Below are 26,457 nucleotides of genomic sequence, written 5' to 3'. Positions count from 1 at the left end.
AAACCGAACATGATCGTCCTGCTGTGCACCGGATCGTTACCGGGGGTCGGGAGCGGCTACGTCTGCGTCGTCGCCCCGCGAATGCTGAAACACGTCCTGACCGAGAGCACGGTGACGGCGCTGCGGTCCATCGGTCAGCCACCCAGGGCCGTCAGTGCTGCGGCGTTCCTCGACATCCTCACGTCGTTGTCCATCCCGCACTCGGCTGTCACGTCCGGCGCCGACTACTCGGCGAGGTGACGGAGCAACGCCGCTCCGTGCTCGGTGCGGTCGTCTCGCGCGTCCTGAGGCAGAGGAGGGCGAACGTCCACCCCGTCGACGACGCCCCCGCGCCGCGGCTCGGATACGTCGTCCTCGGCGCGGCGGGCGTCCATCCGGGGTCCGCCCACATCCGGGTGACCCGCCGGGTCAACCGCGAGGTGGTGGCGGGTCGCATGTCGGCTGAGCAGATCGACCCGTCGGCGGTCGCAGCTGGCGAGAAGGGGCTTCCCTACGACGTCGTCCTCGTCCAGAGGGATGCCGTCCCCGCCTCGGCGAGCGCGCTGTTCTTGCAGGCCGTTCGCGCATCCGGAGCCCGTCTGGTCGCCGAGGTCGACGACGACTTCTTCAGCGTGGACGCGCGTCGGCGTCTCGTGCGTGCCGAGTACGACGAGGCCCGGATCGACTCCGTCGAGGCCGTCGTGAGAGCGGCGGACGCCGTGATCGTCAGCACGGAAGCCCTCGCCCGGGTGGTGAGGCAGTTCGCGTCGGAGGTGGTGGTCGTCCCCAACGAGCTCGACCCGGAGTTCTGGGGCGGCGAACCCGGCCCGACGTCTCCTCGGGAGCCGTGGACCGGAGGGCGGCCCGACGCGGACGGTCGCGTCCATGCGCTGTACATGGGGTCCGCGACACACCAGGACGACCTCGAGCTGCTGCGACCGGTCTTCGACGGCCTGGCCACGAAGGACGGGCGCCCGGTCGTGCTCGACGTCGTCGGCGTCACGGGCGGAGACCCCGGGTGGTTCGAGCGTGTGGACATCCCCGAGGGCCATCACCCCGAATTCGTCCGGTGGCTGCGGGGTGAGTCCGGACGATGGTCGGTGGGCCTGGCGCCGTTGGCCGACGATCCGTTCAACACCTCCAAGAGCGACCTGAAGTTCCTGGAGTACACGATGTTGGGACTGCCGACGGTGGCATCGAGATCGACCAGCTACGCCACGGTGCCGGATCACGGCGGGCGCACCGCATCGAGCACCGACGACTGGCGTCGTGCCATTCTGGCCGCCGTGGACGAGGGGCCCTCCGAAGCGGCGGCGTCGTACGTGAGCGGTCACCGCCTCCTCGGTTGCAGCACGACGTGGGCCGACGTGCTGCGTCGTGGCCGGACGGCTCGCCCGTCCTCCCCACCGGCTTGCTAGGCTTCCCGGGTGCAGATCCGCGAACTGAAGATCCCTGACAGCTACGAGATCACGCCGAAGATGTTCGGTGACGATCGTGGCGTGTTCCTCGAGTGGTACCGCTTCGACCGTCTCGCAGAGGTCGTCGGGCACCCGATCGACCTCCGGCAGGCCAACACGTCGGTGTCCCGACGTGGCGTCGTGCGGGGCATCCACTTCGCGGACGTGCCTCGCGGACAGGCCAAGTACGTCACCGCGACGCACGGCGCGGTGCTCGACTACGTCATCGACATCCGCGTCGGATCGCCGACATTCGGTGAATGGGACTCCGTCCTCCTCGACGACCGTGACCGTCGCGCCATCTATCTCTCCGAGGGGCTGGGGCACGCGTTCGTCGCGCTGACGGACGACGCCACGGTCAGCTACCTCGTCACGGACACGTTCAATGCCGAGCGTGAACACGGCATCGACCCCCTCGATCCCGAGATCGGTCTGGTCTTCCCGCCCGAAGCAGGCGAGGCGCTCCTCTCACCCAAGGACACCGATGCGCCGGGTCTCCGCGAGGCAGCCGACGCCGGACTCCTGCCCACCTGGGACGACATGCGTTCGTTCTACCGAAGCCTCGATTCGAAGGAGGTCTGAGCGCATGAAGGGAATCATCCTCGCCGGCGGCTCCGGGACCCGTCTCTGGCCGATCACCAAGGGCATCTCGAAGCAGTTGATGCCCATCTACGACAAGCCGATGGTCTACTACCCCTTGTCGACGCTCATGATGGCCGGAATCCGCGAGGTCCTCGTCATCACGACCCCGGAATACAACGACCAGTTCCGTGCCCTCCTCGGTGACGGCTCGCAACTCGGCATGCACATCGAGTACGCGGTCCAACCGTCACCCGACGGTCTCGCTCAGGCGTTCGTCATAGGCGAGGAATTCATCGGGGACGACAGCGTCGCGCTCGTGCTCGGAGACAACATCTTCCACGGCGTGGGGCTCGGCTCGAACCTCAAGAAGAACGCCGACGTCGATGGGGCGACGATCTTCGCGTACCACGTCTCGGACCCCAAAGCGTACGGCGTCGTCGAGTTCGACGAGTCGTTCAGAGCGGTCTCGATCGAAGAGAAGCCGGCCGTCCCCAAGAGCAACTACGCCGTCCCCGGGCTCTACTTCTACGACAACCGCGTCGTCGAGATCGCCAAGACCATCGAGCCCAGTCCTCGAGGTGAACTCGAGATCTCGACCGTGAACGAGCGGTATCTCGAGGCGGGTCACCTCCAGGTGCAGGTCCTCGACCGGGGAACGGCGTGGCTCGACACCGGCACGTTCGAATCCATGATGCAGGCCTCCGAATACGTGCGGGTGATCGAAGATCGGCAAGGCCACAAGATCGGCTGCATCGAGGAGATCGCCTGGCGGAACGGTTGGATCGACGATGAGCACCTCGCGTCCTTGGCCGCCCCTCTCGCGAAGAGCGGATACGGGGTCTACCTCCAGAAGCTGATCGCCGAGTAGCTCGTGCTTCACGGAGTCCGTCGGCAGGTCGCGAGGGTCCTTCGACTGGCTTCACGCGGTGTCGAGCATCCTCGTCGGACCGCGTCTGAGGTGTCGGCGTTCGTTCGTGGTGCGGCGTCGGCCGGGGCAGCCCCGATCCTGGCCCCCGGTGGAGAGCCCCCGAGACACGTCGCCGTGCCCCTCGCCGACGGCCCTCAGCCGGGCGTCCGAGAGGACCTGCTGGAATCGATCGTCGATCTCGTGGTGACGATCGATGTGGACGACCTCGAACGACGTCCGGACGTCGTCGAGGAACTCGCCGGATTGGCGTCCGAGGCGACATCCCGGGGTGTGGTCGTCACCGCCGTGGTCTATCAGGTCGAAGAATCGGTCGGACGCACGCATGTGCTCCCTCGTCTGCCCGAGGCACTTCCGCTGGTCGTGCCGCACGTCATGCGGGGTTGGTCGGCAGGGGTGGGACAGGTCCTGCCTCATCTCACGGGTACGCGGACGGTCGTCGTGGATTCCACCGTGAAGGCGGACGTCAGGGTGGTCCTCGGGCTCGCGGACGAGCTTCGAGGGGGAGTGGCGCTGGCGCAGGCGGTGCTCAGGCATCCCAACGAGACGATCGTCAGCGTGGGGGCCGTGTTCGACATGCCTCTCAGCGCCCCCGGGTCCTTGTTGGGCGGTTTCCCCCCGGAGGACGCCGAAGCCCTGGGAGTCGTCGACATCATGGCCGCGGACCGTCCAGCGTTCGCCGTGAGGACCAGGTATCTCGTCGTCCCGCCGGCCACGACGGACGTCCCCCTGGCCGTCACGGCATTGTCGTTGTCCGTCTCCGCACGGGCCTCCCTCTCGGAGCCCGGGAGCGACCGCGTGGTCGCCGTTCCACTCGGCCGCGTCTACCAGGCACGGGAGCCCGCGCGTCGTCTCGACGTGATCGCTCAAGACCTGCTGCAGGTCTGGGCCACCCTGGTCGACGGTCGATCGCCCGTCGTGCTCGCCGCTGCGGGATTCCGGCTGGGGACTCCTTCCGTGCAGCCCGCGGGGGCCGTGCCGGCGAGGGTCACCCGGCCCCGCATCGAGCGCAGGGACGGTGTCTCCGTCGTCGAAGGAACTCCTCGTCTTCGCTGGTCCATCAAGACCGCCGCCTGGGCCGGGGAACGCGGCGACGACTGGGGAGACGTCTTCTTCGCACGCGATCTGGCAGAGGCTCTTCGTGGTGTGGGCCAAGAAGTCGTCATCGACAATCGGGAGTCGAGTGTCCGTCCCGAGTCCGAGCATCTCGACGATGTCTCGCTCGTTCTGCGAGGTCTCGACCGAGTGCCGCTCAACCCCTGGGCGATGAACGTCCTCTGGGTCATCAGTCATCCCGATCGCGTGTCCGACGTCGAATTGGCCGGGTACGACTTGCGCTACTCCGCAGGGCCCCGGTGGGCCCAGAAGACGGCACGACGAACGAGTCTTCCGATCGAACCCTTGCTTCAGGCGACCAACCCCTCGCGATTCCATCCTGGTCCGGTCGACCCCGGCCTGGCGTCCGACGTCCTCTTCGTCGGCAAGACACGCGAGGTCTTCCGGCCCGTCGTGCGAGACGCCGTGGAGGCGGGCCTGGACCTCAGCGTCTGGGGCGAAGGATGGACACGGTTCATCTCGGATGAGCACGTCCGCGGCACGTTCCTGTCCAACGACGAACTCGCCGTTGCCTACCGAAGTGCGCGACTCGTCCTCAACGACCATTGGCGAGACATGGCTCGAGAAGGATTCATCTCGAACCGGTTGTTCGATGCCGTCGCATCGGGAGCTGCGGTCATCAGCGACGAGGCCGAAGGCCTGGTCGACGTGTTCGGGCCCGCAGTCAGGACCTATCGCACCGTCGAGGACCTTCGCCGCCTCTCGCAGCATGCGTGGGTGGATGACGTCGGCGCTCGCGCCTCGTCAGCCGCGGCCATCGCGAACGAGCATTCCTTCGCTCGTCGTGCCTCGGTCCTCGTGGACGACGTCCTCCGTGTCGTCACCGAGAACGGACGTGACGCATCACGCGACCGACGGTGACCCGACGGTCTTCGTGACGTCGAACACCCGAACCGTCGCCGTCAGCCGCGTCTGAGTCGATTCGCGATGGTGTCGGTCAGGCGGACGACCTTGCGTGACGTGATCGCCGCGACCTCGCGTTGCAGAGCCGCGACTTCGTCCATGAGTTCCCGCTCTCGGGCACGGCGTTCGTCTTCCAGACGATCCAGGACGGACTGCAGTCGCGCGACGTCGTTCTCGAGCCAGACCTGGGCCCGACCCCACCCCGCGAGTTCCTCGGCCCTCTCTACCGGGATGGGGACATCCGGCTCACCCAACGCGATCCCCTGACGACGCAGGAAGTCCGGCAGGCTCGTGTCCTCGGTGAACGGACCCGTTTCGGCCTCGTCAGCGGAGATGTGGCGAGCGGCGTAGAACGGCAACAGGACCCCCTGGCCGAGACGGGCCCAGTCCCTCATGCCGTGGTGGTTCGGACTGGGGCGGAGGTCGGGATTGGCCTCGTACCCAGCTCCGGCCATGCTGACCTTGTGCTCGAACTGGTGCCACGAACGCCACGGTAGGTGGAGCACCTCGAGTGCCAGCGCGTCCGGCGGCGAACCTGTGCTCGCGATGCTCACGAGATGATTGCCCTGGACGACCGTGACGTCAGGTCGGCCGACGTGGACGGCGTTCGACGTGGGCTGCGCGAGGACGCCGACGTTCCTCAATTGATCGTTGTCCCGTTGGTCACGCCAGACGAGCCGATCCCAGCCGGCGCCGCTCTCGGCGACGGGTCCGACCATGTTCACGACGGGAACACCGAACGAACCGAGCCCTTCGTCGAGCCGTGAGAAGACATCCGCGAGGGTGAGAGACCGATCGACGGGCATCAGGAACTCGTCGGCATCGGCGTTGATGACCCAGTCGGCGCCATGGACCGTCGCAGCTTCCCTTGCCATGGCGGTGACCACGGTGCCCTGCTGCTTCCGGTGGACTGGATCATGGTGGAGGGTCAAGACACCGGACTCGGCGAAGGACTGGAGGATCTCAGCGGTTCCGTCCGTGGAGGCGTTGTCGGTCACGATGATCACGTCGACCCCCTGGGCGAGGTGATACTCCACCCACTGGCGGATGACGTCGGACTCGTCTCGGACCATAGCGGTGACGGCCAGGGTCATGTTGTTCTCCAGTCGGGTCGGGTCGGGTCGGGTCGGGAGGGCGTTCAGCCGTGGAGACGAGCTCTGATGCTCAGACCCGCACGCAGGGCTACGCGCAGAGGCCAGAGCCACCAGGCGGAGTACTTGGTCGAGAGGAACCGGTAGGCGCTCCGGTGGTGTTCGCGTCGCATCGCATCGGAGGAATCACGAGTGGCGTGGGCTCCGACATGGGTGACCACGGCAGAGGGTTGGTAGACGTTCATGTAGCCCGCGCGACCGATCCTCCACCCCAGGTCGACGTCTTCGAAGTACATGAAATAGCCGGAATCGAACCCGTCCAGAGCGTCGAGGACATCGCGAGGGAAAAGAACGCACGCGCCGGAGAGCCATCCGACCTCACGAGTGCCCGTCGCGGCATGTTCCTGGTGGTAGCGCTGTGTCCAAGGGTTCGACGGCCAGACGTTGGCGAAGAGAGCGTGCCCGAGCCCGGTCCGCAGCGAGGGAACGGCTCGAGCCGACGGGTAGACCGAGCCATCCGGTTCCAGAACGGCGGGCCCGACGGCGCCGGTCCGGGGATTCGACTGAGCCGTCTCGACGAGGACGTCGAGTGAGCCGGGTGACAGGACGACGTCGGGGTTGGACACGAGAACGTACCGCACCGTCTCGGGGAGGGTCGCCAGAGCCGCGTTCGCCGCAGTGCCGTAGCCCGCATTGAAACCGACATCGAGGAAACGGGCGCCTGCGCTCTCCGTGGTCCGACGTGCAGCGTCCGCGTCTGTCGACTGGTTGTCGGCTACGACGACGAGGACCCCTGCGCCGAGTGCGGACGCCTGCTTCGTCGATTCGAGGAACGTGGCGAGGTGGTGGCCGGAGTTGTAGCTCACGGTCACGACCGCGAGCGTCGGCGCGAGGCGGTTCGGAATCTCGTTCGTCATGATCTCTTCTGGTGATGGTCGGCCGGGGCGGGCCGCCGGACGCGCGTCCTGACGACTGGTCGCCGACCGGCGAACTCGGCATCCTCTTACAGTCTGGCATGGACGCGAGGGCGTCCCCCCGACTCAGACGGATGGCCTTCCGGCCGTCGTCGCCCAGCTCCGTCGATGAACGACTGCACACGCTTCCCATGTGAACCCGGATGACCTCGTGAGAGCTGCGGCAGCCAGTCGACGACGCCGGCCTGCGTCGGCCAGGAGTTCGCGCAGACCCCCTTCGATCCCGTCGACGTCCGGCTCGCAGTAACTCACGGCATCGCCTCCGACCTCGGGCAGGGCCAGCCGACGGGTCGTGAGGACGGTGGCCCCCGACGACATGCCCTCGAGTACCGGCAAGCCGAAACCCTCGCCGGTGCTGGGGTACACGACGATCGTGGCTCCTCCGAGATAGGACGGAAGTTCGGCGAGTGGCAAGTAGCCGACGTAACGAAGGGCCGACCCCGGCTCGTCACCGGCCGCTTCCAGGAGTCGACGTGCGTCCTCGTCCCAACCGAGACCCCCGGCGACCAGCAGCGGGGGCGTCGATGCGTCGGCGGCGGAGAGCCTCCGATGGGCTTCGACGAGCGCAGGCACGCTCTTCCGAGGCTCGACCGTGCCGAGGAAGGCCAACCACCCGACCTCGGTCGAGAGTCCGTGAGCAGCGGCGAACGAGGCCACCTCGGTGTCGAGAGGCTGACGGAACACGGACGGGTCGACACCGTGATGGGCTACGGAGACCGGCCCACGAGCCCTTCCCGCCCACGTCGTCATCTCGGACGCCGTGGCCGCGCTGGGGGCGATGGAAGCAGCAGCCCATCGACGTCCGAGGCGGATCCACGTCGAGAAGAAGATGCGCTTGCTTGCGGCGTGGTCGTGGGGTGCGCTGAAGAAGGTCGCGTCATGGACCGTGACGACCACTTTTCGTCGGGCGAAGAAGGGGAACGTGTAATGCGGCGAGTGGATGACGTCGACCCTGAGGCGCCTCGCGAGGATCGGAAGACCGATTTGTTCCCAGAGCAGTCGCAGCGGGCGTGACGACACCGACGGCGGTGCCTCCAGCACGTGGTGACCAGGTGCTTGGTCGAGGAGCCAGGCACGGTCCGACGGTTTGACCACCACGTTGACCGTGACACCGAGATCGGTCAAGCCCCGGAGAAGCCCCGCGATGTACCGAGCCACGCCCCCCTTGTTCGGTGGCAAGGACGTGGCATCGACGAGGACGGGGAGGATGCTCGTCATTGTCAGGCGCTGAGAGCTCTGACCGTGGCGTCGACCCTCACCACGCCCGAGGCGTGATCGTCGTCGGCCATGACGAACCGAGCCGCCTGGCGCTGGATGGCGATGTGTGCTCCGTTCGGCTCGGCCATGAAGCTGTGCACGAAGTAGGGGCCTCCACCGAATTGGATGTTGTCGAGCCGGTATTCGACTGCGGCGGTTCCGCGCAGGGGCTCGTGGTCGAGTCCGAGCATCCGGCTGTCGGTGCCGTACACCTGCGTGCCGAGGTTGGTCTCGATCTTGAAACCCGAGTGCCACCGCTCCAGCGGAGTGGTGTGGCTGAACTCCATTCGGACCACGAGCGTGTCGCCCGGTTGGAACTCCTCGCCCGGCGCGCGCCCCTCGGCGCGGACCTCGGTCGCCGTGACGTGCCCTGGTGTCGCTTCGACGTCGGGAGACTGCGCCTCTGCTTCGGCTACCCGGCGGCCCTCGAGGATGTCTCGGAAGTTCTTGACGGCGTCGGCCGCCGATCCCTGGAACATCACCTCGCCCTTGGAAAGGACGACGGCACGATCACAGAGCTCTTGGACCTGCCCCAACGAGTGACTCACGAGGATGATCGTTCGACCCTGCTGCTGGAACTCCCGGATCTTGTCGAGACACTTCCGCTGGAAGGCCTCGTCGCCGACCGCCAGCACCTCGTCCACCAACAGCACGTCGGGATCGGTGTGGATCGCCACGGCGAAGGCCAGGCGGACGTACATGCCGGACGAATAGAACTTGACCTGGGTGTCGATGAAGTCCCCGATCCCCGAGAACGTGAGGATGTCGTCGAACTTGTCCTCCGTCTCGGCCTGGCTGAGGCCCAGGATCGAGGCGTTGAGGAAGACGTTCTCCCGGCCTGTGAGGTCGGGGTGGAAGCCTGCTCCGAGCTCGAGCAAGGCCGCCAGTCGACCTCGTCGTCTGATCGACCCGGAGGTGGGCTCGATGATGCCACCGATGGCTTTCAACAAGGTGCTCTTGCCGGACCCGTTCGGTCCCAGCAGCCCGATGGTGCTGCCAGCGGGGATCTCGAGCGAGACGTCGCTGAGGGCCCAGAACTCCTCGCTGTTCCGGCGGCCTGCCCGACCGAGGGTGACGAGGCGTTCCTTGAGGGAGTTGTCCTTCCGGATGACGAACTTCTTCGAGACGTTCTCGATCGACACGACGGTCGGCGGGTCGGTCGGGGAGGTGACTGATGCGTGGAGGGGCGACGGCTGGTCCGTGTTCATTGGAGCGGGATGTCCGTTCGTTTCTAGAGCTCTTGGGCGAAGTTGCCCTGCAGCCGGGCGAAGACACGGTGGAACGCGTAGAGGAGGACGAGTCCGATCAAGGCGGCAATGCCCATGCGCAGAAGGAGGTCCTCGGGGTACGACGCTTCGTCGCCCGCGATCCAGAAGGCGCGGTGGAAACCCAGGACCGCGAGGGTGACGGGGTTGTCGGTGTAGAGACCGAGCAGCCACCCACGCCCGTCCGTCAGCGCATTGGAGACCATCGTCCACGCGTAGACGATGGGCGAGGCCCACATGGCGAGCATCAGCAAGACCTCGACCAGGTACTGCATGTCGCGGAGATAGACGTTCAGAGCCGCCAACAGCAGACCGAAGGCCGTGCCGTAGATCAATATGAGGATGACCGACGGGAAGAAATAGAGGACGTCGAGGTGCCAGGGGAACGACCCGGTGACGATCGTGGCACCGATCAATACGACCATCTGGATGCCGAAGTTGAAGAGGGCGGAGCCGATGCTCGCCAGAGGGTAGATCTCCCGAGGCGTGTAGACCTTCTTGATCAGGCCACCGTTGCTGACGATGGACGACGTCGAGCCCGCGATGATCTCGCTCAGCAGACCGTAGATGGTCAGACCCGAGAAGATGTAGACCGCGAACTCGGGGATGTTGCGGGCTGCTCCGAGGATCTGTCCGAGCACCACGTAGTAGATGATGAGCTGCGTTATGGGGCGGATGAGGGTCCAGAGGAACCCCAGGGCGCTGTCTTTGTAACGCGACTTGAGATCACGGCGGATGAGGAGGTCGAGCAGCTGACGGTGCGCGAGGATCTCGCGGACGATGCCGAACGTGCCGCTGAAGACCTTGGAGGGCTGGCCTGCGACGACCATGGGCTCTGTCGCGAGACGCTGGAAGCGTTCCCCCGAGGTCGTGCTCGGTGTCGTGGTGGTCATGGGCGTGGACCCCTTCGTGGTCAAAACTGAAGCACTATATCCGGTCGACCTGTGCGGACCGGTCCAGTCCGGGATGACGGCTATTTGCCGTATCTGCTGGCTCGCATGGTGGCGAGACGGTTCTGGACCTTGTCGCGCAGCACCTGGAGACCGCCGCCGTCCGTCACGTAGTGGCGAGCGAGGGCGATGTCACGAACGACTCCGTGGCGTCGATTGGCGATCTCGTGGAACTTCTCCTCGCTCGACCGCGCCACCTTGCCCCGGAGCGCTCTGACCGTGGTGACCGGGGTGCTCTCCAGCGCGCGATCCGCGGCGACCTGAGGGTCGCGGCAGAACTCGACGAGCGGTTCGAGGGCTTTCTCCCATGTGAAGTCCTCGCGCACCCGTGACACGGCGGCGCGTGTGTCGGCCCGCACCTCGGGGTCGTAGAGCACGGCCTCGAGGGCATCGGCCAGGGCGTCGACGTCGCGCTCGGGCACGGCCACGCCCATGCCCTCGGCTCCTACGAGGTCTCCGAAACTGTCCCCACGAGTCGTCACGATGGGCAGGTTGGCCCACATGTAGTCGAGGATGCGCGTCCGGAAGGAGAAAGTCGTCTCGATGTGGTCGTAGTGGGTGCTGACACCGGCATCCGCTTCGAGGAGGTAATTCGACCGGTCGTCGAGTGCGACCCACTGTTCGTTGAAGAAGACGTTCTTGCCGGCGACGCCGAGCTCCGCCGCGAGCTCGCGCGTGCGGGCGACGATGGCCATCTCGGGGACGTCCGGATTCGGGTGGGCCACACCGAGGAAGAAGAGTCGCACGTCGGGGCGTCGTTCGGCCAAGACCGCGATCGCGCGGATCAGGGTGAGGGTGTCGAACCAGTTGTAGATCCCACCTCCCCAGATGACCACCTTGTCGTCCTCGCCGATGCCGGGGACCACGCCTCGGATCGCCTTGCGGGTGTGCGCCGGAGGAGTGGAATCCATGCCGAACGGGGCGATGGCGATCAGCTTCTCGAGGTTCTCGTCCGCGGCGTAGTTCTCCGGATTGATGCGCCCGAGGCCGGCGAGTTGGCCGAGCCAGAAGAGACGCTGGCGTTCGGAGGCGCAGAGGAAGAAGTCTGCTCGCAGGAGTTGCTCGTTGAGCACGTCGGTCGCCGAGGCGACCTGGTTCTTCCACTGGGCCAGCCCCCACTCGCGACCCTGTTCGAGCTGTTCGAGGTGCATGGGGTCGTAGAGGTCGGCGACCATGATCTTGTGCGACTTCTTGAGGGTCGTGAAGTGATGGAGGGCGTGACCCTGGAACACGATCACGTCAGCCCACTCTTCGTGGGCCTTCATCTCGTGCTCGTTCTGGAGGCGCACCCGGCTCACCTCGAAGCGGTCCGACTTGCGAGCGGCGACGTTCCAGGTGAGGAGCCGGACGTCGCTGTGCTCAGAGAGGGCTTCGCTGATCTTCCAGGCGCGCATGGCCGGGCCGGCCATCTTCTCGCCGATCGCGTCACCCGTGATGACCAGCACCTTGGTCCGCTGGGTGTGCTCCCGGATGTCGAAGGCATCGACGATCGATCGGAATCCCTCGAGGTAATAAGGGTCACCGAAGAGAGGCTTGAAGATGTCGCCGAAGAGGCGGAAGACGTCGGCGTCCGTCTTCGTGCGGCGAGCCTGGAGATCGTCCCTCGCGGCCTGGAGCTCGGGGAGTTCGGCGACGAACTGGTCGAGTGCGAACAGGCCGGCCATGGTGTCCTTCGACACGGGAGTGTCTCGGTCGAACTCGTCCGGGGCGCCCACGAACCGGCGGATGTCGAACATCTCGGAGTCGAGGCCGCTCTTCGCCACCGCCCGTCGTGCGAGCAGGGCGAGCGCTCCCGGCAAGAACTTGGCCAGGCTCTCGTCGGACAGGTTCTTGAAGAGCAACATCAACGCGTTGCGCTCGAGCAGGTACATCTCGCGGTGTTCGCCGAAGCTCTTCATCGAACCGTGGTGCTTGTGGAAGACGATCGACGAGGGGGCGAAGCGGACGCGATATCCGAGGATGTTGAGGCGCCACCCGAGATCGACGTCGTCGTAGAACATGAAGAGCTTCTCGTCGAAGCCGCCCACCTGCTCGAAGACGGCCTTGCGGACGAAGAGGGCGGAGCCGGTGCCGAAGAGGAGGTCCTTGGGTGTGTCGAACGACCCGTCGTCGACCTCGGTGACGCGGTCCTTGTACCCCATGCCGAACCACGTGAGGCTGCCCTGGACGAAGTCGATCGCCTTGCCGTCCCAGTCGAGGACCTTGCTGCCGACCGCTGCCACGCGGGGGCTCACGTTGAACTGGTCGAGCGCCTCTCGGACCCAGCCCGGGTGCGGTTTGGCGTCGTTGTTCAAGAACGCGACGAACTCGCCCTTGGCTTTCTTGGCGCCCAGGTTGCTGCCGCCCGTGAACCCGAGGTTGTCCTTCGACACCACGATCGTGACGTTGCTCCGGCCGCCGAGCTCGGCCTCGAGGCGTTGACGGCTGTCGTCGCCCGAGCCGTTCTCGACCACCACGATCTCGAGCTGGTCCTTCGGCCAGTCCACCTCGTTGAGACGTGCAACGCATTCGAGCGTGTCGTCCGTACCGCGGAAATTGACGATGACGACCGAGACGACGCTCGACGTGGAAACAGGCACGGTGGGTACTCCAAGGGACGGTGGGGCGGGCCGGAGGGCCCCGCGAGTGCGGTCCCACTATACGAGGGCGTCGCCGACAGCTCTCCTCCCGCTGTCACAATGATCGGATGGACGCATCCGTGATCGTGGTCAACTGGCGTCAACCCGAACTGACCGTGCGTTGTCTCCATTCGCTGATCGGCCAGGACTCCCAGTGGTCGTTCGAGGTCGTCCTGGTCGAGAACGAGGCGCGCCCTGGAGCCGTCGACATCTTCCGGCGGACGTTCCCCGATCTCGTCGTCGTCGAGGAGTCCACGAACGCCGGTTTCGCCGGCGGCGTTCGTCGAGGCATCGAGGCCTCGACCGGGGACGTCGTCGTCCTGCTGAACAACGACGCCGTCGCTGAACCGGGGTTCCTGGACGCCGGCCTCCGGGCGCTGAGCGACGGGGGGGAGACCGTGGCCGCGGCTTCGGCCACGGTGACCCTCGAAGGGCGCTTCGTCCCGTCGGGGTCCCGGGGCGGGCGTGCGCTCGTCGACGGGGAGGGGGTGGCCTGGCGGAGGTCCGACGACGCCGACGCCGTGACCTTGATGAACGGTACCGGGATCGAGCTCGGACCCGACGGGAACGGTCGTGACCGCGACTGGCTACGACCCGTCGACCTCGTCGCCGACCCTGGGGGTCGTCCTTTCGGCTTCTCCGGAGGGGCTGCCTTCCTGCGGCGATCGGCGTTGGCCGCCGTCGGCGGTTTCGACGAGTCGCTCTTCATGTATTACGAGGACCTCGACGTCTCGTGGAGGCTTCGTCTGGCGGGGCAGGAGATCGTCCACGCGGCCTCGGCCCGGGCTGTCCACCGGCACGCGGCCAGTTCGGACGACGCCGGTGTTCTCGTTCGCCGTCAGAGCATGAGGAACCGTCTTCTGGTGGTTCTCCGCAACGGATCCTGGGGATTCGTTCTCCGTGTCGTCCTGAGGACCCTCGCGCGCCTCCTGATCGATCTCGCGCGACCGGACACGGCTGTTCTGACCCGACGAGACTGGGCGGCGGTGTCGAGAGGGCTGGTGACCGCGTCACGCTCCGCCGTCGTGGCACGGCGGCGTTCGGGCGTCTCTCGCGCCGATCGCCTTCGGGTGGAGCGGTCGTTGTCCTCCTCGGATGCTGCCCCGTCTTCGGGGGACGTTGCCTGACGAACGGGGTACGTACAGCTAGAGTCTGAGAACTGGTCGGGCTTCGCATCCGACTCCCGCTCGATCGACGAGGCACGCCGCCAGGTAGCGGCGGAGGGAGACGCCTCGACCGCACGCCCCAGGGAGGCCGTCCGTGTCGAGAAGGTTCATCGCGATGGCAGCAGCCATCGCCGTCGCAGCAGGTCTGATGACCGGCCTGGCGTGGGGTTCGTCGTCCCCACCGGCCCAGGCGGTGTCCGGGGCCGACTTCGATCCCGGGAACATCATCTCGGATCAGACGTTCTTCAACGCGTCCGCGATGTCCGAAGCCCAGATCCAGGCGTTCCTGACCTCTCGCATCGGTAGCTGCACGAATGCCAACTGCCTGAGTGCCAAGAGGCTCGACACCTCGTCCCGGGGGGCGGACGCCATGTGCGGTGCGTACCAAGGGGCGTCCCAGGAGCCCGTCTCCCGCATCATCGCCAAGGTCGCCCAGGCCTGCGGGATCAATCCCCAGGTCCTCTTGGTGACGCTCCAGAAGGAGCAGAGCCTGGTCACGGGCTCCATCGCCAAGGGGCCGTCGGACGCACGACTCGAGCGAGCCATGGGTTATGCGTGCCCCGACAGTGCCAACGGGGGCTGCGATCCGTCGTTCGCGGGTGTCTACAACCAGCTCTACAAGGCGTCCTGGCAGTTCAAGCGTTACGCCAATCCAGCCGGGACGAGCAACTACTTCACCCAGTACGCCCCGGGTGGCAACCGCAACGTCCTGTACAACCCCAATGCCGCGTGCGGTTCGAAGAGCGTCTTCATCAAGAACCAGGCCACGGCGAACTTGTACTACTACACGCCTTACACGCCCAATGCCGCGGCGCTGGCGAACCTCAACGGATCGGGAGACGCCTGTTCCGCCTACGGCAACCGGAACTTCTGGGTCTACTTCAACGACTGGTTCGGCTCGCCGACCGGACCCACGAAACCGTTCGGCAGCATCGAGTCGCTCAGTGGCGGCGTGGGCAAGGTCACGGTGAGCGGCTGGGCCGCCGACCCGAGCACGTCCGCGTCGATCGCCGTCCACGTCTACGTGGGCGCTCAGGGCACGGCGATCCGAGCCGACGGATCGCGGCCCGACGTCGGTGCGGTCTACCCGGCTCTCGGCTCCGCCCACGGGTACTCCGCGAGCGTCGCGGCGTCCCCCGGAACGTGGGACGTGTGCGTCTACGCCATCGGTGTGGCCTCGGGGAACACCTCGTCCCTCGGATGCCGCTCGGTGACCGTGCTGCCGCCCAACCCGGTCGGTGTCGTCGACACCCTGGCCGCCGGGCCCGGTCAGATCGTCGTCTCGGGTTGGGCCCTCGACTACGACACGACGGCGTCGATTCCCGTGCACGTCTACGTGGACGGAAAGGGCACCGCACTCGTGGCGAACGAGAACCGGCCCGACATCGGTCGCAACTTCCCCGCGTACGGTGCAGCCCACGGGTTCTCCACCACCCTTGCGGCGACCCCGGGCGCACATGACGTCTGCATCTACGCGCTGAACGTCGGGGCGGGGAGCACGACCACGATGAGATGCTCCTCGGTGTCGGTTCCGTCCGGCTCTCCGATCGGCGTCGTCGACGCCGTCACGGCGTCCAGCGACTCCGTCACCGTGCGCGGTTGGGCGCTCGACCCGGACACAGCGGCGTCCATCCCGGTTCACGTGTACGTCGACGGGGTCGGACGGGCGATCACGGCCGACGCACCTCGAAGTGACATCGCGAGGTCGTTCCCCGCCTACGGAGCCGCCCACGGGTTCTCGACCACGGTTCCCGTCCGGAGCGGTTCGCACGAGATCTGCGTCTATGCGATCAACCAAGGGGCCGGGGCGACCGTCCTGATGCGCTGTCAGACCTTCGTCACGACCAACGCCCCACCGACCGCGAGCAACGAGTCCGTCGTCGGAGTGGCGGGTGGAGTGTCCGTCAAGGGATGGGCCTTCGACCCCGACGCCACCGCGGCGTCCATCCCGGTGCACGTCTACGTGGACGGCAAGGGCACGGCCCTCTCGGCCGACCAGCCCCGGCCTGACGTGAACCGGGTCTTCGGTGTCACGGGCTCGCACGGATACCAGGCCGTCGTCCCGGCTGCGTCCGGACCTCGTCAGGTGTGCGTCTACGCTCTCGACACGGCCGGAGGGACGAATCCGCAACTCTTCTGCGGGCAGGTCATCGTCCCCTGACCGGGTCGGCGCACACACGAAGGGCCAGGGCGATCAGCCCTGGCCCTTCGTCGTCTGCCCCGTGTCTGTGGTGTTCGGGCGAGGGGGGCGGCGAGGAATGTCTGGTCTCCCCGCTGCCTCACCGCGTCACGAGGTCGTGACTGGCCTCGTGGTTCTGCCGGCTTCGTCGACGAGAAGGGATGGACGAGCCAGGAACGTGCGGCGCGTCGCCTCGACGCCCACCCCGACGGCGACGACGAGGACCGCCGCCCACAACATCCACGTTCCCGGCGGCTGCCACTCCGGAGCTGCCAACATCTTCCGCCAGCCGTCCGGTGTTCCCACCACGTAACGACGGAGGTTCCAGAGGAACGAGTAGACGTGGAGCGCAGCCAGGAGACCGAGCACGGCGAACGCCAGTCGCCGTGCCCGCGGTTCGGCGAGACCGTTCGGGAAGGCGACGTCCAGGGCCACGCCGGCCGCCACGACGGTGACGGCGTAGAGCGCGAGGACGTAACGGGCCTGCCAGATGAAGCCGTAGTCGAAGGCCGTCGCGCCCTGGACGAGAGGAGGGACCAGCAAGAACGCCGCGAGCACGACGATGAGGGCCCGTCGACTCGGGCCACGACCGAAGAAGAGTCCTCCGACGACGGCCACGAACACGACCGAGGTCCAGAGGAACACCACCGTCGACGGCACCGGGGTGTCGAGCCAGCCGAAGAGTCCCACGTAGCCCTGGAAGTTCTCGTAGGTCTGGGTGACCATGATGTGGAACGCGGCGGGGAAGGGCGTGCCCGCACCCGGGTTCGGAACCGTGACGTCCAGGCTCTGGGTCGACGCGAGCCAGACGAGGCTGAAGGCCACGCCCAGGCCGATGCCGACGGTCCCGATCCAGAACGCCCGTGAACGGACCAACAGCCTGAGCACACGAAGGTCCGCGAGCGTGGCCACCACGATGACGAGGAGCCAGAGCAGTCCGATGCTCCGCGTGTTGGCGACCGCCACGGCGGCCAGCGCCACCATGACGACGCGGTGAGCCGGGATGCCCTCGTCGATCCGATCCGTGAGGAGGCGCAACCAGCAGAAGAGCATGACGGCCGACGCGATCTCCATGCCGTTCGGGTTTATGCCGGCCATGAGGAAGGTCACCATGGGTGTCGTCGCCGCCACGAAGGCGATGCCGACGAAGCTCGTGCGGCGAAGCTGCGTCAGGGCCACCACGGCGAGTGCGAGCAATGCGGCGCACAGGAGGACGCCGACGAGGCGCATGGCATAGAAGGCGCTCGCTCCGTCCAGCACGAGACTGGGCAGTCCGACGAATGCGTAGTAGACAGGGTTGTAGGAGCCTGCGGAGGTCGTGATCACGGTCGGAGACTCGCCGGAGGGGATCTCACCCTGGCACTCGACGGACACCGCAGGGTTGAAGGCGTAGCAGCGGACGTCGTAACTCTCGGCCACGTACTCGGGCACTTCGACGTTCGTCCAGCCGCCCTGATCGGTTCGTTCGCCGGTCCATTGTCCGCGGACGACGGCAGCGGCGTGGATCGCGTGGGCGGGCTCGTCCGGCACGGCCATGACGGGGCTGCCGAAGACCCAGCTCGTGCCGACCGCCGAAAGGATCAGAAAGGCGCCGACGAACACCTTCAGGGGATTTCGTCGGTGTGCCGCACGAGGCGGATTCGTCTGTCGGACCTCCGTGGAGGGCGCTTCGGTCGGGGCGCTGTGGGTCATGTGTGAGGGGACTTTCGGTCGCGATGCGTGGCGTTGTGCCGTGTCGATGGTAATGACTCGTCGTCGGCTCCCGGCGCACGCCGTGCCAGCGCTCCCGTAAGCTCGACCCTCGTGAGTGGCCCGGATCGAACGTCTCCCGCTGATGCTTCCTCTCCTTCCACCTCGGTTCTGCTGTCCGCCGCCCTGTCGACGTGGGGAATCGGCGTCCAGGGGCTGTCCCGTCTCGCCTACACCGTCGTGATCGGCGCTGCCTTCGGCACCGAAGCGCTCGGTCACGCGTCGACCCTGCTCTCGTTGTCGATCTTCGCCGCGCTGCTGTGGCCGACCGCCGCGGGCAACACCGCCTCGAGGTTCCTGGCGCTCGCGCTCAGGGGGCGGGTCGACGATCGGCGGCTCAATCGAGCTCTCGGTGCCACAGTCCTCGGATCGGGCACAGTGCTGGCGCTGGCATCCGTGCCGGTCGCCCTCGCCCTCGGCAACTCCCTCCCCGTCGCGCTCTCTTGCGCCTGGCTCGTGATCGGCTACGGGACGTACGCCTACACGCGGGGCGGGCAGCTGGGCAGGCACCGTACTGCGCGTGTCGCCCTCTGGGACACGCTGTCCGCCGCGCTCAGTCTCGGACTGCTGGTCGTCGTGATGGTGAGTGGACAGGGTGGTCTCGTCCTCGTGCCCCTCTCGATCGGCTACACCGTCTTCACGGTGGCGTCGTGGCCCAGGTCGATCCCGGTGCGTGAGGGCGGGATGCAGGTCGCTCCGGACGTCACCCGAGACGCCCTCGCATTCGCGGGGTGGAACGTCCTGGCGGGTGTGACCACGAACGGGTTGCTGCAACTGGCCATGATCACCGCCCAGGTCGTCGAGCCCGGAACGCGAGCCGGCATCTACGCGGCGGCGTTCACCCTGGCCACACCGGCATCCATGCTCGGTCAGGCCGTGAGCCAGATCGTCGTGCCGGCATTCGCGCACCGCGTCGGGGGAGCGACCCTCCGCCAGCGCGGGCCCCTCGCGCTGTTCGCCGGTTTCGCGGCGGTCGCGGCGATCGTCTTCGGAGCGGTCGCCTGGGCGGCGCCGTGGTACCTGCCGTTCTTCTATCCGGCCGAGGGTGCCGAGGCCGTCCCTCTGCTGCGTTTCCTCATGGTCGGTGTCTACGTCTTCTCGATCGGCCTGGTGCCCGCCGCCTTCCTCCTCGCGTCCGGCAGGTCACGCGCCGTCGCGCTGACGACCGTCTCCGGTTTCGTGATGGGCGTGGTCACGATGGCTGTGGCGGCGCCGACCTGGGGTGTCCAGGCAGGCAGCCTCGGCTTCCTGGTGGGCTCCACCATCAACCTCGTTGCCGCCGTCGTCCTGGCAAGCCGAGTTGCGGCGCCCGCGGCGGTCCAGGAGAGCCTCGCCACGACGCCGCCCGACGGCACGTCCGGGCATTGACCGGACGAGGCGGAGGGACGGCCCTGTGCTACCGTCGAGTCCTGTGAATTCGGGGAACGAAGAGACCATCAATCCTCACCGGATGTCTGTGGTGGTGCCCGTCTACCAGGGTCGCACCACACTCGGAGGGGTCCTCGACGAGCTCGCGCCTTTCTTCGACGTCCAGATCTCGGGCGGGGGCCACGCGTACGTCGTCGACGAGGTGCTCCTGGTCTTCGACAACGGTCCCGACGGGTCGGACGGAGAAATCCGACGACTCGCCGCGAAGTATCCTCAGGTCCGACCCGTCTGGCTGAGCCGCAACTACGGACAACACGCCGCGACACTTGCGGGCATGGCGTCGTCCGGCGGTGAATGGGTCGTGACCTTGGACGAAGACGGTCAGCACGATCCTGCGTTCATCCCGGACATGCTCGACACGGCGATGAGCCAGCAGGCCGCCCTCGTGTATTCGAGGGCCCGCAACGCCGCGCCCCACGGAGTGCTCCGCAACATGGCCTCGAAGCTCTCGAAGAGGGTCATCTCAGGCGTGTCGAGCGACCCGAACGTGACCGTCTACCAGAGCTATCGACTGGTTCTGGGGGACGTCGCGCGGGCAGTCTCGGCCTACGCGGGAACGGGTGTCTACCTCGACGTCGCACTCGGATGGATCACGGCACGCGTCGCCCAGTGCGACGTCGTGTTGCGGGAAGAGGGGGGCAGGCGCTCCGGGTACTCTCCTCGCAAGCTCCTGTCCCATTTCTGGCGCATGTTCCTCACCTCCGGTACCAAGGGGTTGAGACTCGTCAGCATCGTCGGCGCAGCCTTGGCCCTCGTCGGCGCCGTCTTCGCGGTCTTCGTCCTGATCGCGAGGCTCTTCGACCTCATCGTCGAGCCCGGATGGGCGTCCTTGATGATCGTCCTGCTCGTGGCGAGCGGGGCCGTGCTGTTCTTCCTCGGCATCGTGGCCGAGTACATCGGCGTCGCCGTGAACAGTGCCATGGGGCGCCCGGCATACGTCATCTTGAACGACATCGCCGCCGGGCCCCTCGGCCGACAAGCGGCATCCGACCGTCCGACCTCCGCACGGTGACCGTCGGGTCGAGCACGACGGCGACACAGGTCGGGAGTGTCGTCGTCGGAGCCCGAGGGTTGCTCGGATCGGCCGTCGTCAGAGCGATCCGGGCGAGCGAGCACTTCATGCTCGACGACGCACCGCGGGTCCGGTGGGGTTCTCCGGTCGCCGCCACGGAGGACCTCTCAGTGATCGCCTCGGCCCTGGCCGAGCGAAGCGGGCCGTGGGCGGTCTTCTGGTGCGCGGGTGCCGGGGTCAACGGCATGGACCGCGCAGCTGCCGACCAGGAGGTCGCGCAGTTCGAGGCATTCTTGTCGCGGCTCGCCGCTGTACCGCACAAAGGAGACGGCGTCGTCTTCCTCGCGTCCTCGGCGGGCGGGGTCTTCGCCGGGTCGACCGGTGCACCCTTCTCGGAGGCGTCACCAGCCGTTCCCCTCGGGGAGTACGGCCGGACGAAACTGCGACTCGAGGCGGCCCTCGACACGCTGGACGGGCACGGATCGATCACGTCGGTGGTCGGCCGGTTCTCGAACATCTACGGCCCCGGTCAAGATCTCGACAAGCAGCAGGGCCTGATCTCACACCTGTGCCGCAGTACCCTCCACCGGCGGCCCATGTCGATCTTCGTGCCTCTGGACACGCTCCGGGACTACGTCTTCGTGGACGACGCCGCTCGGATGGCCCTCGCCGTGGTCCGGGCGCACCGGTCGTCGTCGGCACGCTCCGGACTGCACGTTCTGGCGAGCGGGTCGGCGACCACCGTCGCCACCGTCATCACCAGCGTCGCCGCCGTCGCCGGGAGCAAGCCGTTGATCGTCCAGGGCGTTTCCCCCTTGACGTCCATGCAGACTCACGACCTGCGCCTCGTTCCGTCACCCGTCGCGCTCCGCGCATCGGAGGAGACCCCACTCGCCGTGGGGATCGGCGCGACATGGCGAGACATGTTCGCTCAGTTCGTCGGCGCACGGCGAGGGTGATCACGGGCGACCGTGACCAGTGCCTGACCGAGCCCCGGGGTTCTTCGTCGTCAGGCAACCGGGGCGCGGAAGACCCAGAACCGCTGGAGGACATAGCTGATCACCGCGCCGCTCACGAGGGCCATGCCCTCTTGCGCGATCAGCGGGAAGCCCAGTGCGCCTCCGACGCCGGCCAGAGCCGTGCTCACCGTGGCGCTCGGAACCTGGCTGATGGAGATCTTGATCAGACCTGTCCAGGTCAGAGGGCGTCGCCACACGAGCCGCGCCTGGGTCACGTAGCCGATCGGGATGCAGATGACCCAACCGACGAGGACGAGAAACCATCCCGGCGTTCCTCCCGCCATCGCGCCGAGACCGAGCACGACGCCGGCATGGAGCAGGCTGTTCCCGCCACCGACCAGGCCGAAGCGGAGAAGGGTGCGCAGGTGTTCGGATCGGGTCGGGGTCATGCTCTGTCCCCGGAGTCGACTCGGTCTGCGCCGAGGGGACGCCGTCGACGGCGGATGACCTCGACGCCGACCGACATGGTGAGCAACAGCGCGAGGCCGCCCCAGAACGCGACGAAGGATGCCGTCTGTCCCGGGATTCCGTAGTCGAGCGAGAGCGTCCAGTCGCCGGCCGGGACCTCGAGTCGCAGGCCGGCGTTGTCGGCCTCGCGGACCGGGAGGTCCTGGCAGTCCTTTCCCGCGTCGCTGGGGCAGAGGCTCGCCTTCCACCCTGGGTAGAAGGCCTCGTTCGCGACGAGGGTCGTGGTGTCCGACGTCGACACGCGGTACCGCAAGGACCCCGTCGAGTAGCCGTCCGGAGTCACCTCGACACCCGTGCCACACGATCCTGAGTCGGCACAGGCGTCCATCTGCCCGGTCGTGGGGAACCGAGAGTCGGACTCACGGATCAGCACGCCCGGGGCTGACCAGAAGGCGAGTGCCTCTCGGCGCTCGTCGCCGTCGAACAGGTCGTCGTTGATCTGCTCGAAGGGGCCGCTTCCCTTGAGGTTGACGTAGCCCATCACGGCGGCCTCGCCCGTGTAGAAACTGCGTCCCCAGGTGGTCGAGAGGGCTTCCGCGGGTTGTGCGACGTCGTCCGGTGCCAACCGCGCCGGCCTCTGAGCGGCGTCCGGGTCGATGGCCGGATACGAGGCCATGAGGTCGGAGACGCTCGACCCGAACGACAGTTGTTCGACTGCTGCCCTGTCGGATGTCCAGGGCTGGGGGGTCGCGAGGGCAGCGGTGAGGCCTGATCCGGCAGCGACGGCGATCAGGACGGCCCCGAGAGCACCGGCAGCGCGGGGCCGGACCACGATTCCCCAGACGGCCACCACCGAGACGGCGAGGAACGTCAGCTGGGTGACGGATCCGAGCCGGTCGTAATCGCCCACGACGGCGACGACCGCGAAGACGATGCAGACGAGCACGCCGAGAGCCGCGGCGCCGAGCACACGCCGTTTCGGAAGGGCCGGCAGCGCACCGTCCGGGCGGCCACGCTGCGTCAACCGGTCGATCACCGACACGGCGGTCAGCACGAGCCCGAGGAGCAGCAAGGGCTTGAAGTCCGACATGGTGAACCGGCTCAGCGACATGCCCGGCAGGGATCGAACCGCTTCGTGCCAGGGCCAGATCGGGAGGCCGAGAGCCGCTGCGGCGACGGCGAGTGCGATGAACGGCGTCGTACGACGTGTCAACACGACGACGAAGGGAAGGAGTGCGAACACCGGCGCCGCGAGGAAGAACGAGCGCATCGTGATGTCGTTCAGCAGGGTGTCGTTCCCGTAGGGATACAAGAAGGCGCCCACCATGCGCAGCGGGAACGCGCTCGCGTCGTCGTTCGAGGGGGACCCCGCACCCCTGGTCAGGTACAGCGGGAGGAACCGGAGCAGGCACATGGCGCCGGCGCCCACGGCCGTGATCGCCAGGGGGACGAGGTAGTCCTTGAGTCGTGGACGACGGGTGAGCTGGGTGACGGCCACGTAGACGGCGCCCACGTACACCAGGGCGACGAGTATGCCGGGGTAGGACGACAGGCACCCCTGCCAGAGGATGACGCCCGCCGCGATCCATCGCCACCACCGATCCCACCGCCACGAGCCACCGATGACCAGGATGATCCAGGGCATCCACGCGTAGGCCCGGTTGATGTCCAGGTGGGTGGCGTTGCTGTAGAAGCCGGCCGCGAAGAACCAGACGGTGAGGCCCAGCAGGGCCGGGACGAAGGACACCCGGAAGGAGCGCAGCAGGACGAACGCGCCCAGGGCTCCGAAGGCGACGTGGAGGGCCGAGAGGACGGCCGACGCGTGGATGGTCAGAGGGGTGACGGCCGTGAGGAGGCCTACGGGGAGATACCACGAGCTGTTCTGCGCGTCGAGCAGTGCCGGGTAGCCACCCCAGGCGTAGGGCATCCACTGGGGTGGCGAGAACAGGCCGCCGTCGCGCCACCAGGCCCAGGCCTCGGTGTTGTACTGGTTGTAGAAGTCCCATTGGGGAGCCGTGGCGCCCGAGAGCCAACCGGAGAACGTGACGAGTTCGAGGACGACCAGGAGGACCGCCACCGTCAGCCACCGGACCACACGAGGCGAGACCGGCAAGACGGGCCACGATCGACGTCGACCGGAACGGTCCGTGCCTCCCGTCGTGCTCGCGTTCGGTCCGAGGACCGTCGTGTCCGACCCGCTCATACGAGACGCCTGGCGACGGCCCAGTAGGCGCGCATCGCGCCTTGGAGTACACCGGCACCCCGCGGGAGGGGAAAGACCTGCTGGTCGAGGTTCGCCGTCAACAGGTGGAGCAGGTCGCGGTCGCCGACCCGACGCGTGGACTGGATGTGTGCTCGTCGAGCCCTGATCCAATCGGAGTTCTCGCGGAGCCAGGTGTGGGCTCGGCGCTTCTCGGCCGACCAACCCTGCGCTCGGGCCACGACGGACATCGCGACGTCGAGCGCCGTCACCGGAATCCACGTCGCGGCTCGAAGGCGACGACCGTAGGCCGTTCGGAGGAAGACCTGGCGGTTCTTCTCTAGCAGGTACATCTTGAGGGCGTTGCGGCTGAACTCGTAGTGGTGCACGACCACGGCGTCGGGGACGTAGACCACGCGCAGTCCTGCCTGCCAGGTCCGCCAGCTCAGGTCGACGTCCTCGTGGTAGGCGAAGTACTCGTCGGCGAAGCCCCCGAGTTGCTGCCAGAGGTCACGCGACAACACGAGACCGGCCCCGGAGGCCGAGGCGACGTCCGCCTCGACGGCGTGGGACGACGCGGGCTCTCCCAGGCCTCCCGCCCAGCTCAGGCCGACGACGTGCAAGGGGTTGCCGGCACTGTTCATGGTGGAAGGGTCGCTCGCCAGGCGGATGCTGCCGCTGGCGATGCCGACCCCGGGGCGTGACGCGACGGTCACGAGTCGCGCGAGGGCGTCTGGTGCCACTTCGGCGTCGCTGTTCACGAGGGCCAGCCAGTCGCCACGGGCCGACCGCGCACCATGGTTCACCCCTCCGGCGAAACCGAGGTTCTCGTCGGGGGTCACCACGAGGAGGCGCGGGTCGCCCGGCAGCGTCCGGACGGCGTCCGAGGTGCATCCGTTGTCGACCAGGACGAGATCGACGTCGACCCCCACCGATGCGAGCACCGCCTCCACGGCGGAGCCGAGGAAGGCCTCGTCGCCGAAGGCCAGCATGACGACGGAGACGCGCGGGGAGATGCTCACGCGTCGACGTCCCGGATCGGTGCCTGCGTCGACGCCTCGAGTCGTGCCAGACGTTCGTCGTGCAGCGCGACGTTCTCGGCGAGGGTGCGCGTCTTCTCCTCGAGGACGGTGAGTTCTGCGCTGCTCTGAACCGACACGAGGAAGAGGATGATCGTGCTGAGGAAGAAGCCGAGGTTGGTCGGCGCCGTGATGCCGAGGGCGGTGGCCGTTCCGGTCAGGATGCCCGGGAAGACGGCGACGACCAGGGCCAGGACCCCGGCGAAGATCCACCAGAGAGCGTGCCGCTCGCGCACCCGTCGCCGTCGGAGCATCTCGAAGACGATGACGAGGACGAGGATCGCGGAGACGATGCCGAAGACGTAGGTGGTGACGCTCATGCGGTGGGTGCCTCGATGCTCAGGGCCAAGGGCGGACGCCACAACGCGATGACGAGGGCGAGGGCGGCACGGCCGAGGTAGACGGCCGCCTTGGCGGGGTTGTGGGACGGGGTGCCGCCCGCCCGCGGACGCATGGACACGGGGACCTGCGTGATCGTGCACCCCGCCCGTGCCGCGAGGACGAGCGACTCGACGGTGTCGCCCAGGTACTCGGCGGGGTAGTGCTGGGCGAAGATCGCGATGGCTCGCGGTCCTGCGCCTCGGAAGCCCGACGTCGTGTCGGTCAGGGGAGTGCGGGCGATGCGGCCGATCACCGACGCCAGGACGACCATCGCCCACCTGCGGGGCCCCTTGACCTCGTAGTCGCCCTCGCCGGCGAATCGTGCACCGATGGCGACGTCGACGGTCTCGAGGGCTGCGAGGATCGACGGGACTCCGGACGGATCGTGCTGACCGTCGGAGTCGACCTGGACGACGTAGCGGTACCCGTGCTGCTGGGCGTACTTGAAGCCGGTGCGCATCGCGCCGCCGACCCCCAGGTTGAACGGCAGGTCGAGCACGATGGCGCCGGCCGACCGCGCCCGGAGGACGGTCTCGTCGCGTGAGCCGTCGTTGACGACGAGCACGGCCACGCCGGGGAGTTTCTCGAACACCTCGGCCACCACCGAGGCCACGACGGCCTCCTCGTTGTACGCGGGCATGACGATGAGAGTCTGCGCCAGGGCCGATGACATGGACTCGATGATAGCAATGCCCCCGCCTGCAGCCGGGGACGCCAGG

Annotated in this window: 23 protein-coding genes; 10 read left to right on the top strand and 13 right to left on the bottom strand. The window is 67.4% G+C overall.

Going from position 1 to position 26,457, the window contains the following annotated elements; all coding sequences use genetic code 11:
• Positions 1 to 9 precede the first annotated feature (9 nt).
• The 4 genes from SZ60_RS05440 to rfbA are packed head-to-tail and all read left to right on the top strand — an operon-like array spanning position 10 to position 2,886.
• Positions 10 to 240: a hypothetical protein gene (locus tag SZ60_RS05440; protein ID WP_043594374.1), complete on the top strand. Its 231-nt coding sequence runs from the start codon at positions 10 to 12 to the stop codon at positions 238 to 240.
• Positions 237 to 1,397 carry a hypothetical protein gene (locus tag SZ60_RS05435; protein WP_043594372.1) on the top strand — a complete coding sequence of 387 codons (1,161 nt, stop codon included), beginning with the start codon at positions 237 to 239 and terminating at the stop codon, positions 1,395 to 1,397. The genes SZ60_RS05440 and SZ60_RS05435 overlap by 4 nt, the downstream gene beginning before the upstream one ends.
• A 9-nt stretch (positions 1,398 to 1,406) precedes the next feature.
• On the top strand, positions 1,407 to 2,018 hold the full coding sequence (locus SZ60_RS05430) for a dTDP-4-dehydrorhamnose 3,5-epimerase family protein (protein WP_043594370.1): 612 nt from the start codon (positions 1,407 to 1,409) through the stop codon (positions 2,016 to 2,018).
• Positions 2,019 to 2,022: 4 nt separating this feature from the next.
• The gene (rfbA, locus tag SZ60_RS05425) at positions 2,023 to 2,886 is read left to right on the top strand and encodes a glucose-1-phosphate thymidylyltransferase RfbA (RefSeq protein ID WP_043594368.1); all 864 of its coding nucleotides are present in this window, start codon (positions 2,023 to 2,025) and stop codon (positions 2,884 to 2,886) included.
• Positions 2,887 to 2,937: 51 nt separating this feature from the next.
• Here rfbA and SZ60_RS17105 read toward each other — a convergent pair whose 3' ends face one another.
• Positions 2,938 to 4,236, bottom strand: a complete 1,299-nt coding sequence (locus tag SZ60_RS17105; RefSeq protein ID WP_156155499.1) for a hypothetical protein — start codon at positions 4,234 to 4,236, stop codon at positions 2,938 to 2,940.
• 9 nt (positions 4,237 to 4,245) lie between these two features.
• Between SZ60_RS17105 and SZ60_RS17100 the strand changes: the two genes are divergently transcribed.
• Entirely contained in the window at positions 4,246 to 4,920 is a 675-nt protein-coding gene (locus SZ60_RS17100; protein WP_197073510.1) for a glycosyltransferase, read from the top strand.
• Between the two features lie 41 nt (positions 4,921 to 4,961).
• Here the strand turns inward: SZ60_RS17100 and SZ60_RS05410 are convergent, their stop codons facing one another.
• From SZ60_RS05410 to SZ60_RS05385, 6 genes are all read right to left on the bottom strand, one after another.
• A complete protein-coding gene (locus SZ60_RS05410; RefSeq protein ID WP_043594364.1) occupies positions 4,962 to 6,056 on the bottom strand; it encodes a glycosyltransferase family 2 protein in 1,095 nt (364 codons plus the stop codon).
• Between the two features lie 44 nt (positions 6,057 to 6,100).
• On the bottom strand, positions 6,101 to 6,970 hold the full coding sequence (locus SZ60_RS05405; protein WP_043594361.1) for a glycosyltransferase: 870 nt from the start codon (positions 6,968 to 6,970) through the stop codon (positions 6,101 to 6,103).
• Positions 6,971 to 7,093: 123 nt separating this feature from the next.
• Positions 7,094 to 8,245 carry a glycosyltransferase family 1 protein gene (locus SZ60_RS05400; protein ID WP_043594359.1) on the bottom strand — a complete coding sequence of 384 codons (1,152 nt, stop codon included), beginning with the start codon at positions 8,243 to 8,245 and terminating at the stop codon, positions 7,094 to 7,096.
• A 2-nt stretch (positions 8,246 to 8,247) separates the two neighbouring features.
• Positions 8,248 to 9,492: an ABC transporter ATP-binding protein gene (locus SZ60_RS05395; RefSeq protein ID WP_043594356.1), complete on the bottom strand. Its 1,245-nt coding sequence runs from the start codon at positions 9,490 to 9,492 to the stop codon at positions 8,248 to 8,250.
• Positions 9,493 to 9,515: 23 nt separating this feature from the next.
• Entirely contained in the window at positions 9,516 to 10,442 is a 927-nt protein-coding gene (locus SZ60_RS05390) for an ABC transporter permease (RefSeq protein WP_043594354.1), read from the bottom strand.
• 80 nt (positions 10,443 to 10,522) lie between these two features.
• The gene (locus tag SZ60_RS05385) at positions 10,523 to 13,078 is read right to left on the bottom strand and encodes a glycosyltransferase (RefSeq protein ID WP_043594353.1); all 2,556 of its coding nucleotides are present in this window, start codon (positions 13,076 to 13,078) and stop codon (positions 10,523 to 10,525) included.
• A 107-nt stretch (positions 13,079 to 13,185) separates the two neighbouring features.
• Here SZ60_RS05385 and SZ60_RS05380 point away from each other — a divergent pair, with 107 nt between their 5' ends.
• Both SZ60_RS05380 and SZ60_RS05375 read left to right on the top strand, forming a co-directional pair.
• On the top strand, positions 13,186 to 14,244 hold the full coding sequence (locus SZ60_RS05380) for a glycosyltransferase family 2 protein (RefSeq protein WP_052505183.1): 1,059 nt from the start codon (positions 13,186 to 13,188) through the stop codon (positions 14,242 to 14,244).
• A gap of 154 nt (positions 14,245 to 14,398) precedes the next feature.
• Entirely contained in the window at positions 14,399 to 16,444 is a 2,046-nt protein-coding gene (locus SZ60_RS05375) for a hypothetical protein (RefSeq protein ID WP_043594352.1), read from the top strand.
• A gap of 126 nt (positions 16,445 to 16,570) precedes the next feature.
• Here the strand turns inward: SZ60_RS05375 and SZ60_RS05370 are convergent, their stop codons facing one another.
• Positions 16,571 to 18,064, bottom strand: a complete 1,494-nt coding sequence (locus SZ60_RS05370) for a DUF2142 domain-containing protein (protein ID WP_043594351.1) — start codon at positions 18,062 to 18,064, stop codon at positions 16,571 to 16,573.
• 327 nt (positions 18,065 to 18,391) lie between these two features.
• Between SZ60_RS05370 and SZ60_RS05365 the strand changes: the two genes are divergently transcribed.
• The 3 genes from SZ60_RS05365 (at position 18,392) to SZ60_RS05355 (ending at position 21,610) form a co-directional block, all read left to right on the top strand.
• A complete protein-coding gene (locus SZ60_RS05365) occupies positions 18,392 to 19,579 on the top strand; it encodes a lipopolysaccharide biosynthesis protein (RefSeq protein WP_043594349.1) in 1,188 nt (395 codons plus the stop codon).
• Between the two features lie 82 nt (positions 19,580 to 19,661).
• On the top strand, positions 19,662 to 20,651 hold the full coding sequence (locus SZ60_RS05360) for a glycosyltransferase (RefSeq protein WP_043594348.1): 990 nt from the start codon (positions 19,662 to 19,664) through the stop codon (positions 20,649 to 20,651).
• The gene (locus SZ60_RS05355; protein WP_052505181.1) at positions 20,648 to 21,610 is read left to right on the top strand and encodes an NAD(P)-dependent oxidoreductase; all 963 of its coding nucleotides are present in this window, start codon (positions 20,648 to 20,650) and stop codon (positions 21,608 to 21,610) included. Before SZ60_RS05360 ends, SZ60_RS05355 begins: the two co-directional genes overlap by 4 nt.
• Positions 21,611 to 21,660: 50 nt before the next feature.
• Here SZ60_RS05355 and SZ60_RS05350 read toward each other — a convergent pair whose 3' ends face one another.
• The 5 genes from SZ60_RS05350 to SZ60_RS05330 form a co-directional block, all read right to left on the bottom strand.
• Positions 21,661 to 22,059 carry a GtrA family protein gene (locus tag SZ60_RS05350; protein WP_043594346.1) on the bottom strand — a complete coding sequence of 133 codons (399 nt, stop codon included), beginning with the start codon at positions 22,057 to 22,059 and terminating at the stop codon, positions 21,661 to 21,663.
• Complete coding sequence (locus SZ60_RS05345; RefSeq protein ID WP_156155497.1) at positions 22,056 to 24,155, bottom strand: hypothetical protein; 2,100 nt, start codon at positions 24,153 to 24,155, stop codon at positions 22,056 to 22,058. Before SZ60_RS05345 ends, SZ60_RS05350 begins: the two co-directional genes overlap by 4 nt.
• Before the next feature lie 122 nt (positions 24,156 to 24,277).
• A complete protein-coding gene (locus SZ60_RS05340; RefSeq protein WP_231567055.1) occupies positions 24,278 to 25,300 on the bottom strand; it encodes a glycosyltransferase family 2 protein in 1,023 nt (340 codons plus the stop codon).
• The gene (locus tag SZ60_RS05335; protein ID WP_043594342.1) at positions 25,297 to 25,677 is read right to left on the bottom strand and encodes a DUF2304 domain-containing protein; all 381 of its coding nucleotides are present in this window, start codon (positions 25,675 to 25,677) and stop codon (positions 25,297 to 25,299) included. Before SZ60_RS05335 ends, SZ60_RS05340 begins: the two co-directional genes overlap by 4 nt.
• A complete protein-coding gene (locus tag SZ60_RS05330) occupies positions 25,674 to 26,411 on the bottom strand; it encodes a glycosyltransferase family 2 protein (protein ID WP_043594340.1) in 738 nt (245 codons plus the stop codon). Before SZ60_RS05330 ends, SZ60_RS05335 begins: the two co-directional genes overlap by 4 nt.
• Between the last annotated feature and the right edge of the window lie 46 nt (positions 26,412 to 26,457).

The sequence above is a fragment of the Frigoribacterium sp. MEB024 genome (assembly GCF_000878135.1).
Classification (GTDB): Bacteria; Actinomycetota; Actinomycetes; order Actinomycetales; family Microbacteriaceae; genus Frigoribacterium.
Note: the sequence above shows the minus strand (reverse complement) of the source record. Positions and strands in the feature narration are given on the sequence as shown.

What these genes read in the sequence shown, in the direction of transcription:
- SZ60_RS05335 (WP_043594342.1), bottom strand. Translation starts at nt 25,677, where the DNA reads ATGAGCGTCACCACCTACGTCTTCGGCATCGTCTCCGCGATCCTCGTC.
- SZ60_RS05360 (WP_043594348.1), top strand. Translation starts at nt 19,662, where the DNA reads ATGTCTGTGGTGGTGCCCGTCTACCAGGGTCGCACCACACTCGGAGGG.
- SZ60_RS05400 (WP_043594359.1), bottom strand. Translation starts at nt 8,245, where the DNA reads ATGACGAGCATCCTCCCCGTCCTCGTCGATGCCACGTCCTTGCCACCG.
- SZ60_RS05405 (WP_043594361.1), bottom strand. Translation starts at nt 6,970, where the DNA reads ATGACGAACGAGATTCCGAACCGCCTCGCGCCGACGCTCGCGGTCGTG.
- SZ60_RS05380 (WP_052505183.1), top strand. Translation starts at nt 13,186, where the DNA reads ATGGACGCATCCGTGATCGTGGTCAACTGGCGTCAACCCGAACTGACC.
- rfbA (WP_043594368.1), top strand. Translation starts at nt 2,023, where the DNA reads ATGAAGGGAATCATCCTCGCCGGCGGCTCCGGGACCCGTCTCTGGCCG.
- SZ60_RS05410 (WP_043594364.1), bottom strand. Translation starts at nt 6,056, where the DNA reads ATGACCCTGGCCGTCACCGCTATGGTCCGAGACGAGTCCGACGTCATC.
- SZ60_RS05330 (WP_043594340.1), bottom strand. Translation starts at nt 26,411, where the DNA reads ATGTCATCGGCCCTGGCGCAGACTCTCATCGTCATGCCCGCGTACAAC.
- SZ60_RS05350 (WP_043594346.1), bottom strand. Translation starts at nt 22,059, where the DNA reads ATGACCCCGACCCGATCCGAACACCTGCGCACCCTTCTCCGCTTCGGC.
- SZ60_RS05390 (WP_043594354.1), bottom strand. Translation starts at nt 10,442, where the DNA reads ATGACCACCACGACACCGAGCACGACCTCGGGGGAACGCTTCCAGCGT.
- SZ60_RS17105 (WP_156155499.1), bottom strand. Translation starts at nt 4,236, where the DNA reads ATGACTGATGACCCAGAGGACGTTCATCGCCCAGGGGTTGAGCGGCAC.
- SZ60_RS05395 (WP_043594356.1), bottom strand. Translation starts at nt 9,492, where the DNA reads ATGAACACGGACCAGCCGTCGCCCCTCCACGCATCAGTCACCTCCCCG.
- SZ60_RS05440 (WP_043594374.1), top strand. Translation starts at nt 10, where the DNA reads ATGATCGTCCTGCTGTGCACCGGATCGTTACCGGGGGTCGGGAGCGGC.
- SZ60_RS05375 (WP_043594352.1), top strand. Translation starts at nt 14,399, where the DNA reads ATGGCAGCAGCCATCGCCGTCGCAGCAGGTCTGATGACCGGCCTGGCG.